Here is a 10408-nt window from a genome sequence, read left to right on the forward strand (position 1 = left end):
AATCCCTTTCAGGGTGCGAGTGCAGGGGGGTCAGAAGTCGAAGACGGCGCCGCGCGCGGCGGCCCCGTCGGTCTCGGGCGCGGCCGCGGCGGGCGCCTCGGGGTCCGCCAGCACCGCGTCCACGGTCTCCAACAGGGTGTCCACGAAGGACTTCGCGGTCCGCTCGTGGAACAGCCGCGAGTTGTACGCCCAGGTCGCGGTCAGGTTCCCGGTGCCCGCGAACTGGAGGTTGAGGTCGAACATGCTCGCGGCGCTGGCGGAGTCGTCCTGCCGGGCGGTCCCGCCCAGGCACGGCCGCCCCGCGCCCGCGGCCTCGCCGTAGGCCAGCATCGTGTCGAACAGCGGGTTGCGGCTGAAGTCGCGCTCGCCGCCGGTCTTCGCCACCAGCTCGTCGAACTGGTAGTCCGCGTTGGTGAACGCCGCGATCACGTCCTCGCGGACCTCCCGCAGCAGCGCCGTGAACGACAGCCCCGGCCGCACGGCGGCGCGCAGGCACAGCGTGTTCGCGAACATCCCGGCCACGTCCTCGACGTCGCCGACGCCGCGCCCGTCCACCGGCAGCCCCGCCGTGAGGTCGGTCTGACCCGTGATGCGGTGCAGGAACACGAAGTACGCCGCCGCCAGGGCGTGGAAGAGGGTCGCGCCCTCGCGCTTCGCCAGCTCCCGCAGGCCCGCGGTGCGGGCGGCGCCGAGCTCGAAGCCGATCCTGGCGCCGTCGTACTCGCGCACCGGGCCCCGGGGCCGGTCGGTGGGCAGTTCGAGCGGCGCGGGCGGCTCCGCGAAGGCCCGCAGCCAGAACGCCTCCTGCCGCTCCCGCACGGCCGCGCCGCCCTCGCCCTGCTGCCACACCGCGTAGTCGCGGTACCGCAGCGGCGGGGCGGGCGGCGCCTCGCCGCGGTAGAGCCGGTCGAGGTCGTCGAGCAGCAGCTCCAGGGAGCGGCCGTCGACCGCGCTGTGGTGGAAGTCGAGGACCACGAGGCGCCCGTCCGCCGAGCGGGCCGCCCGCAGCAGCGGCGGCGCCGACAGGTCGAACGGCCGGGGCCGCCACGACTCGGCGTCCTCCAGGACCGCCACGGCGACGTCCACCTCCTCGTGGACGCGCTGGTACGTCTCGCTCCCCATCTGCACGAACCCGGTCCGCAGCGCCTCGTGGCGGGCGGCGAGCGCCCGCAGGGCCGCCTCCAGCCGCCCGTGGTCGACCGGTTCGGGGAGCCGGATCCGCACCGGGAGGTTGTAGTGGGTCGCGGCCTCGTCCTTGAACTGCTCCGCGATGACGCGCCGCTGCTGGGCCGAGACGGGGTAGACCGCCCGCTCGGGCGCCCGGACCACCGGCGGCAGCCCGTCGGCGCCCGCCCCGGCGCCGCGGACCAGCGCCGCGATCCGGCGGGGCGTGGGATGGGCGAGGAGCTTCGGGGCGGGGAGGCGCACCCCGAGCTCGCGGTGGATCCGCCCGGCCACGACCGCGGTGGTCAGCGACGAGACGCCGAGCCCGAACAGGTCGTCGTCCAGGCCGACCGCGGTGCCCAGGGCCTCGCGCCACATCGCCGCGACCGCGCGCTCGACGGCGTCCCCTTCGCCGCCGTCGACCGCCTCCGCGTCCGGGGCCTCCGGTTCGAGGCGGCGCAGCGCGGCCCGGTCGATCTTCCCGCTCCGGTTGAGCGGCATGGCGTCCAGCGCGGTGAACACCGCAGGGACCATGTAGTCCGGCAGGGTCCGGCCCAGCGCCTCGCGGAGCTCCTCGGCCGAGAGCTCGCGGTCGGCGGTGTAGTGCGCGCACAGGTACTTCTCGCCCTGGCGCGTCCGCACCAGCACCGCCGACTGGCGCACGCCGTCGAGCGCGTTGAGGTGCTGCTCGACCTCGCCCGGCTCGATCCGGAAGCCCCGGATCTTCACCTGGTTGTCCACCCTGCCGAGGAAGTCGAGGGTGCCGTCGGGGAGCCACCGCACGAGGTCGCCCGTGGCGTAGCGGCGCCCGCCCGGCGCGAACGGGTCCTCGCCGAAGACGCCCGCGGTCAGCTCCGGCCGGTTCCGGTACCCGTCCGCGACGCCGTCCCCGCCCACGTGCAGCTCGCCGGGCAGCCCGACCGGCTGCGGCCGGAGCCGGGCGTCGAGCACGTACGCGGTCGAGTTCGGGACCGCCCGGCCGATCGGCACCCTGCCCTCGGGCGCCGCCGCGATCCGGTGCGCGGTCGAGAACGTGGTGTTCTCGGTGGGGCCGTAGCCGTTGACCACCTCCAGATCCGGGCAGGCGGCCATGAGCGCCGCGATGTGCGGCCCCGAGAGCACGTCGCCGCCCGCGATGACCTGCCGCAGCGGCGCGAAGATCGCGGGGTCCTGGTCGACCAGGAGGTGCAGGAGCGGCGCCGTCAGCCACATCGTGGTGATCCGGTGCGCCGCGATCCGCTCGCCGAGCGCGGCCGCGTCGAGCAGCGTCTCGTCCGGCACCAGCGCGATCGACCCGCCGTTCAGCAGCGGGCCCCACAGCTCCATGGTGGTGACGTCGAAGACGATCGCGCACGTCTGGAGCAGCCGCGTCCGGGGCGACAGGTCCAGGTAGTCGCAGCTGGTCGCCAGCCGGACCACGCCGCGGTGGGGGACCACCACGCCCTTGGGGTTCCCGGTGGACCCGGAGGTGTAGATGACGTACGCGGTGTCGCCCGGCAGGACCCGCGGCACCGGCACCGGCCCGCCGTCCCCGTGGGGCCCGGCGGCGTCGACCACGGTGGCGCCGTGGGCGTCGGGGGCCTCGACCCCGGCGGTGACCAGCACCGAGACGGCGCAGTCCTCCAGCAGGAACGCCCGCCGGTCCGCCGGGTAGGCGGGGTCCACCGGCACGTAGGCCGCCCCGCACTTGAGGATCGCGAGGGTCGCCACGACCATCTGCGGGACCTTGTCCGCCAGCAGCGCCACATGGTCCCCGACCGCGACGCCGTGGCGCATGAGCGTGCGCGCCAACGCGTCCGAGCGCTCGTCCAGTTCCGCGTAGGACAGCGCCTCGTCGTCCCGCACCACCGCGAGCCGCTCCGGCCCCGCGGCGACCCGCGCCTTGAACAGCTCGATGAGCGTCGCGTCGCGCGGGTAGTCCGTGGGCGGCGGGTTGAAGCCCGCGATCCTCTGCCGCTCTTCGGGAGTGAGGATCTCCAGCGCCCCGACGGCGGTGCCGGGGGCCTCGACCAGGGCCCGGAGCACCTGCGCGAGGTGCCCGAGCGCCCGGGCGGTCCACCCGGGGTCGTCGCCGTGCGAGTGCCCGACCGCGGTCAGCGTCAGCTCCGGACCCGCGGCGGCGCCGCCGAACACGAGCCCGCGCCCGCCCGGATGCGCGGTCTCGCCGAGCAGGTCCACGCCGAGCGCGCAGGTCTCGGCGTCGGCCTCCTGCTCGCGCACGGCGCAGTCGCCGATCGGCGCGTCCGCGGGGAACTCGCCGCCGACCGTCCGCGCAGCGCCGTCCGCTCCGGTCACGGCGACCGCGAACGCGCTGCGGCCGCTGTACCTGGCCCCCAGCAGCGCCGCCGCCGTCACCAGGAGCGCGTCGAACCCGGGCGCGTCCAGGCGCAGCGTCAGGCGCTCGCGGACCGGTGCGCAGCCGCCGGGCCCGCACTCGCCGTGGAGGGCCAGCGCCCGGTCGAGGTCGTCGCTGTTGTAACCGGCGCTGTCGTGGTCAGCGCTGTCGTAATCGGTGCTCATGATCGGATCTCCTCACTCAGCTCTCGTTCTGCCGACACGTAGCGGGGGCGCGCGGTCGCGGCGATCCGGCGGATCGTCCGCGCGAGCGCGCGGTGGTCGGGGGCGGTGCCGTAGACCACGGCGAGGCATTCCTGGGTCCCCTTGCGCCAGTCCAGGACCCGTCCCGGCGCGGCCCGCAGGTCCACATGGGTCACGCCCGGGACCTGGAGCAGCTCATCGATCCCGTCGAGGCGCTCGAGCAGCGCCCGGTACGGCGGCGCGGCCAGGTAGTGCCGGAAGGCCACCCGCCCGTACGCCGGGGCCCGCGTCGCGACCGGCAGGCCGAGCGCCGCCGCGATCGCGTCGCGCAGCAGGTCGGGGCCGCCGGCGCGCAGGTGGACGTCGCCGACGTAGCCGCCGAGCCGCCCGTTCACCTCGACGATCCGCGGCCCCTCGGGGGTCAGCTTCACCTCGGTGTGGACCGCGCCCCAGCGCACGCCCAGTGCCAGGACCGCGGCCTCGGCGCAGGCCGCGACCCGGTCCCGCACGGGCGCCGGCAGCGTCGACGGGGCGAACTGCCCGGTCTCTCGGAACGGCGGCGCGAGCGGGAGCTTCCCGGTCACGTACGAGGCCGCGACCTCGCCGTCGACCACCACGGACTCGACGGACACGAAGTCGCCCCACGCCGGGCCGGCCGCGTCCGGATCGCCCCGGAGCAGTTCCTCCAGGGTGAACCGGCCGCCGGCGCTCCGCAGGGCCCGCTCGGCCTCCGCGACGGTGCGGATCAGGTGTGTCTCAGCGCTGGCGGCGCCTTTCCTGGGTTTGAGCACGGCGGGAAGCCCGACGTCGCGGACCGCGGACTCCAGGTCGTCGGGGGAGTCCACAGCGGCATGGCGAGTGGCGTCGACTCCGGCGCGGCGCAATGCGTTCCGCTGCGCCGACTTATCGGTGAGCAGCATTGCGGTCGCGCTATCGTGAAAGCGGAGTCCGCACTGGTCTGCGGCTTTCGCCGTCAATTCGAGCTGGAACTCGCTGAACGTCGTGAGGCCGTCCGCGCCGAGTGCGCGCACGACTTTCCGTATGTCGTCGGCGCTCGGATCCGCTATGGCGATGACGGTCCCGGATTGGTGGAGCTGGTCGAGGTGTCGAGCGACGTGCGCATTCGAGGGATCGCATACGAATACGATGTCGCAGGTGTCATGAGCAGCAGTGGCTATGTCCACGGGGCCGGCGGCGCCGACGTCGTAGACGACCACGAGTTGTTGTTTCATTAGAGGAACGCCTTTGGGAGACAAGAGGGCAGCCCAATGGCCAGTCCAGGGCGGCGGTCGTTGCGACGGCACGCCCTAAAAAAGGTCAGCAGGTGTCGGCTGGGAGGGTGTGGTTTCGAGGTGGGTGCAAAGTGGATCTTGTGATCCGACTAGATAACGGTAGCGCAACAGTCAACTACCCTAGGTACAAGTATATAACAGTGGGATATACAAATGATAACGAAATGATATACGAGGCCATCGAAAATGATCTTGGAAAAGCAAGGGCCGCGATATCAGAAGAAAGGACTGGAATTACTCGAGTGGCCATCGAGTGCAAAGAAATATCAGAGGCCGCAAGCCGGAAAAGCGAACATTATCCACCATGGCATATCTCGATATATGACCCGATATGCGGAAGTGTCCGGCGGCGGCAGGGCATCGCCCCGGCCCCGAAAATGCGGTAGCTTCCGTCAGACGGCTCGACGAGAGGAGTCCGAACCCATGCGCGAACACCCACTGCCGCAAGGAGAACGGCGCCGATGAGACGACGTCTGCTGCTCATCGGCATGGGCCGGGTCGGCCGGCCCTACGCCAAGGCCGCCCGCGAACTGGGGATCGACCTGGCGGTGCTCGACCGGCCCTCGTCCCTCGCGTTCGCGAAGGCGCGCGGCTACCTCGACGACGACCAGATCGGGTATCCGGTCGTCGGCACCTCTACGGCCGCATGGTACTCAGGCCTGGCCGAGGTCCTCGCGGCAGGTTCCGTCCACGGCGTCGTCGCGTTCGGCGAGCCGCACGTCACGGCCGCCGCCCTCATCGCCGACGAACTCGGCCTCCCCGGCCCCGGCCTGCGCGCCGCGGCGGTCTCGCAGGACAAGGCGCTCCAGCGCAGCCTCTTCGCCCGCCACGGCATCCCGCAGCCGGCCTCGATCGCGCCGCCGGACCTCGACGTCGCCGCGGCATGGGCCGCCCCCCGCTACCCGGTGATCGCCAAACCCGCCGACGGCACCGGCAGCCGGGGCGTGCGCCTGGTCGCCGACGAGACCGAGCTCCGGGACTGGCGCACCGAAGGCCCGTTCCTGGTCGAGCAGTACCTCACCGGCCCCGAGTACAGCCTCGAGTGCGTCGTCCGCCGAGGCGAGATCCTCTTCGCCGAACCGACCCGCAAGACCACCACCGCGCCCCCCTACTACGTCGAACTCGGCCACACCGTCCCCGCCGGCCTCGAGGACCCCGGCCCGGCCGAGCACCTCGCCGCGGCCGTCGCCCGAGCGATGGGCATGCGCGACGGCCTGATGCACCTCGAGTTCCGCCTGGAGGACACCGGCCCGCACCTCATGGAGGTCGCCGTCCGCACCCCCGGCGACCACATCTTCGAGCTCCACGCGCTCGCCCACGGCACCGACCTCTTCGCCGCGGCCGTCGCGGTGGCCCTCGGCGACGAACCCGACGTCCGCAAGACCCGCTCCGGCGCCGCCGCCGTCCGTTTCCCGACCGCCGAACCCGGCGTCGTCGCCCGCATCGAGGGCGTCCCCGCCACCAGACGCCTCCCCGAAGTCGCCGACCTCCAGATCGACGTCGCCCCGGGGGACCGCGTGGGCCCCTGCCGCTCCTCCAGGGACCGGGTGGCCGCCGTCCTCCTCCGGGCCGACGACCTCGAATCCCTCGCCAGGGCCGAGAAGACCGCCGAGGACCTCCTGCGCATCAGGACGACCCCGGAATGACGAGAGGGCTGCGGAGCCGGACGCGCCTCGCTGCACGGGCAAGCCGATCACGAGGGGCGGCACCACCGCACTGACCGCCGTCCCCGTCGTCTGGACGACCGTGGAGTGCCCTTCTACGAGCAGCCCCAGTAAGGGGGCACCGGCGGCTCCGCAACGGCCTACCGCCGCGACACCGCCGAGCATCAGAACCGCCCGCTCGGCGAGGCGGTCTCCGCATCCGAAAACAGAGCGCCACCGGCCCCTGAAAGCACTGAAGCCCCGGCAAGGCCGAGGCTTCTGAACTGTGTATCTACTTGTACACCTAATCGGGGGTCTTTCGAGGCCCGACCCCACGGCCCAGCGTCTCCTCGAAAATCGAGGGATGTAATGGTTAGCCCTGCCGATCTGAACGCCTGCTCAGTGGGAGTGCGTCCGTGGCGCTTCAATCGATCACGGCCACGGTGCGACAGGCTAGTTGAGTCGGAACTATAGCTGATCGGAAAATCACTAGCTATTTTCTCTTGGGTATTAAGTCGGAAATCTCAATTGTCCCACAAAGACCAGTTGTCTAAGAGGGTCACTTTCAGATCAAAATACCCTGCTGGAAGCCGCCAGAAGCTGATATACTGATGCACCTTCATGCATGTATTCTCACCGTGACCCTTCTTGATGGAGAACTTGTCGTATGACATCCCCATGGCGTACAACCCGAAACACCATAAGCGCTCACCGGACCTCCATCTTTGCCCTCTCTGTGATTGCAGTGCTGCAGATAGCCGCGGTTGTCTCTGATCTTGCTAGAGCATTCACCTCAAGCTATACCGGAAGCTTCCTTCAAGGCATACTTGCGGCTTTGACGCTAGGAGGAATTACAAATGGAGCCATGAGAATCGCACGACGCAATCGTCGGTGGAGAAGATTTTTCGAAGATTGCACGAATAAAATAATGCTGAATCTTCCTTTGGACTCCCCTGAGCTCAATCAAAATTTTCAGGAACTACCGCTCCTTGCGCATCTCAAAAAATATGGTTGGTCGACCCAGGCAGAATTTCCTGCCGCTGAATGCGGAATATTCGTGCTAGCTTATCAGTATTATGGTCATCGAATCAAGATTACGGGCTTCGATGCAGCGGCACTAACTCACCTTGCTGATCGTGCATCCGAGGATGAAGGCTATCGACGTGTAATCCTTATGCATGCTCTGTCCACTTTCATACCGAAAGACCAACTCGCTTCTGTTACATCTGAGATCGAAGATAGGAGCATGCTGAGATTTAGGGTGACCTCGCGCTACTCCGAGGCAGACGCTCGCTTGGAAAATCGGCTCCAGCAGACTGAAAACGATCATCTCTTTAAGATCAGCACTACCTCGCAAATTTCCGATTTTTCACGGGCGATTCTAGAGCGAACGAGTCGAACTCTACAATCACTCACAATTGCGCACCTCTCACCGTTGTTCATCTCGGATCTAGCACTAAACTCCCAGGCGATAGAAGGCACAGTCCCCTCTGACGTCATACCGAAGGGGCAACAGCTAGCTGATCGAGATGTGGACGTAGTACGAAGGACGATTCGGACAATCATCGGCATAAAGCAAACTTGGAATCGAATGACAAACTCTGATATTTCTCTAACCACCATTGCTCTTTCTAAATCACATCCTGGTGTTAAGGTCCGGCTTCTTCGAAAGTCGGGCTACCTCCAGCTCTTCCCTGGGCGTCTCAATTATGCTGACAATCTGTACCGCTTCGGGTATGAGATCACTGAGAGTTCCTTGATAGCAACTATTGATGGTCACCTTGAGACTTGGATTAGTGACAACTCCACACGTTATGTCAGCAAGGAACTTGTCGACGACCTCTGCGAACGCGCAGTCGTGGAGTTGGCTCGCTGGATGTTGGCTACTCCAGAAATTATGTCTAAGATGTCGGAATGGCGACACCAAATCTTTGGTCTATTTCCCGAAGAGGGGTCTCGCCAGCTCATACAATTGGCCTTCGACATCTTCGCGGAAGGGCTAGAGGCAATGACAACAACGTCAAGTCGTATCACACCCAGCCAGTATAAAACATTTGTACGACCGGCGGGCTCCAAGGAATCCGATCGGAACGTAGTTCTTTCCGTAGACAACCAGAGAACCCACATTTCCGCTGGCGTGATCGTCCGTAGCGGAGGCAAAATTCTAGTCGTTAAGAAGGCAAAAATGCCGAACCGAGGGAAGTGGAGCGTCCCAGGAGGTCATTGCGAGTGGGGGGAGTCTGCGTGCATGGCCGCCCTTCGAGAGCTAAAGGAGGAAGTCGGAATCGAGGCTAATAACATGAAATTGATCTATTCAGGAGAGATCAATGAAGGTCAGCCGTGCCGACACGGAATCACGCTTCACACCTGGTTTCTTTACGCCCTAGATCTGTCCGAAGCGCCTTCGATTCAGCTGGAAGCATCGGAACTGCAGGAATACCGTTGGGTCGATGAGAATTTGTTGAATCGAATTCGTCAAAAAACTCCTGCGTTTGAGATTCTTATGGAAAGAGTGAAAGTACATGGATAGGCATACTGTCTGCGTCCGATTCCCGGGGCGCGGATCGACTACCGTCATCGGTGAGAATGAGCTTTATGTTTCTCATGAATACCGGACTTTCGGCATTGATTCTCGCTTGTTCTTGAGAATTCTCCGTTGTGTACGCAGTCTACACACCTCAAAACGTTTCGTGCTTGTACCCAGCGGTGCCGGGGTGTATTTACTTGCGGATCTCGCTCGGCGCCTAGGGCTTGATTCGATTGACGTCGACTCTGTCAGCAGAAATGTCATCAATGCGCAATCGCAACTCATATATCGATGGCTAGTCACGAATGGCGTTTCAAACGCCGTAATAGTAGACCATCCTGCAGACCTTACGGTTCTACCTGCCGAATGCAGCGTGGCGGTAGTCAAACCAACACCTGATTTTAAGAGTACTGATGCCCTTTGGAGTGCGGCAGCATTCTACTCGAAGGCTCAGTTTGCATTCATTTTCAAGCATCCGTCCGGAGACCCTCGGCTTTCGGTATCATCAACGCTGCCATTTATTGATCTTCAATCTATGTTGAAGGATATCGATCATCTGAGGGCTGAAGGAGCTAAGCTGGTGTTTGACTCGCAATGCTTGCACTTTCTCCTGCGGGCCAAAGCAATTACTTGGATCCTGCGATTTGATTACCCTGAGGACATGGCGCGAATATGCAATGGTCTGGATCCAAGAGGGCTCTCTAAACGACTCCTTCTCTGATGTGGTGGGGATCTTATGGGTTTGAGCGATGACTAAAGGCTGTCCTAGGTTTATAGATAGCCCGGCCGGGTTGGGTGTGGCTGAAAGGTTGTTGCCGTGATGGTGGCTTTACCGGGACTGGCCGCCCGTCCCGGCGGGGCGCTCCGGCCACTGATTGAGACGTGCGTTCTGGTCGCTGTCTAATGACCTCGTGCATAGTTACGGTTGGCGCACAAGGACTTCGGCATGGATTATGGGTTCATGGTGGGGACCGGTGTGCGTGAGGCGATCGTTGGCGGCCGGCGAATAGTCGGGCTAGCGCCCGGAGTGATCGCCGCGATTGCAGCCGAGATCGGAAGTGAATCAACCGACCGCCTGGTCTCTCCCGGCCACGGAGCAGAGCGATCGGCGGCGGCGCAAAGCACCGCCTGGTCTTCATCGATCGGCTCCTGGTCACACTGGTAAGCCTGCTGCACGCGGTCACCCGCGACGGGCTGGCTTGCTGGTTCGATATCGACCGCTCCACCATCACCCGCGCTATCAA

At 65.8% G+C, this 10408-nt stretch carries 6 protein-coding genes; 3 read left to right on the forward strand and 3 right to left on the reverse strand.

Annotated features, from left to right (window positions below):
• Positions 1-30: 30 nt before the first annotated feature.
• Positions 31-3684, reverse strand: coding sequence for a non-ribosomal peptide synthetase (locus LO763_RS26560; protein WP_230791035.1), 3654 nt, complete (start codon positions 3682-3684; stop codon positions 31-33).
• Positions 3681-4547, reverse strand: a complete 867-nt coding sequence (locus LO763_RS26565) for an ATP-grasp domain-containing protein (protein WP_230791037.1) — start codon at positions 4545-4547, stop codon at positions 3681-3683. Before LO763_RS26565 ends, LO763_RS26560 begins: the two co-directional genes overlap by 4 nt.
• Positions 4548-4553: 6 nt before the next feature.
• Here LO763_RS26565 and LO763_RS26570 point away from each other — a divergent pair, with 6 nt between their 5' ends.
• From LO763_RS26570 to LO763_RS26580, 3 genes are all read left to right on the forward strand, one after another.
• Positions 4554-4937 (forward strand): hypothetical protein, encoded by a 384-nt coding sequence (locus LO763_RS26570; RefSeq protein ID WP_230791038.1) that lies wholly within the window; start codon positions 4554-4556, stop codon positions 4935-4937.
• A 518-nt stretch (positions 4938-5455) separates the two neighbouring features.
• A complete protein-coding gene (locus tag LO763_RS26575) occupies positions 5456-6640 on the forward strand; it encodes an ATP-grasp domain-containing protein (RefSeq protein ID WP_230791039.1) in 1185 nt (394 codons plus the stop codon).
• 862 nt (positions 6641-7502) lie between these two features.
• Positions 7503-9167: an NUDIX hydrolase gene (locus tag LO763_RS26580; protein ID WP_230791041.1), complete on the forward strand. Its 1665-nt coding sequence runs from the start codon at positions 7503-7505 to the stop codon at positions 9165-9167.
• Between the two features lie 948 nt (positions 9168-10115).
• Here LO763_RS26580 and LO763_RS30310 read toward each other — a convergent pair.
• Positions 10116-10408 (reverse strand): hypothetical protein (locus tag LO763_RS30310; RefSeq protein ID WP_230791043.1); only part of this gene is annotated, 293 nt, incomplete at its 5' end.

It is taken from the genome of Glycomyces amatae (assembly GCF_020991375.1).
GTDB lineage: Bacteria > Actinomycetota > Actinomycetes > Mycobacteriales > Micromonosporaceae > Glycomyces > Glycomyces amatae.

Coding starts and splice junctions, on each gene's coding strand:
- LO763_RS26560 (WP_230791035.1), bottom strand. CDS start 3,684: ATGAGCACCGATTACGACAGCGCTGACCACGACAGCGCCGGTTACAAC.
- LO763_RS26570 (WP_230791038.1), top strand. CDS start 4,554: ATGGCGAGTGGCGTCGACTCCGGCGCGGCGCAATGCGTTCCGCTGCGC.
- LO763_RS26575 (WP_230791039.1), top strand. CDS start 5,456: ATGAGACGACGTCTGCTGCTCATCGGCATGGGCCGGGTCGGCCGGCCC.
- LO763_RS26580 (WP_230791041.1), top strand. CDS start 7,503: ATGAGAATCGCACGACGCAATCGTCGGTGGAGAAGATTTTTCGAAGAT.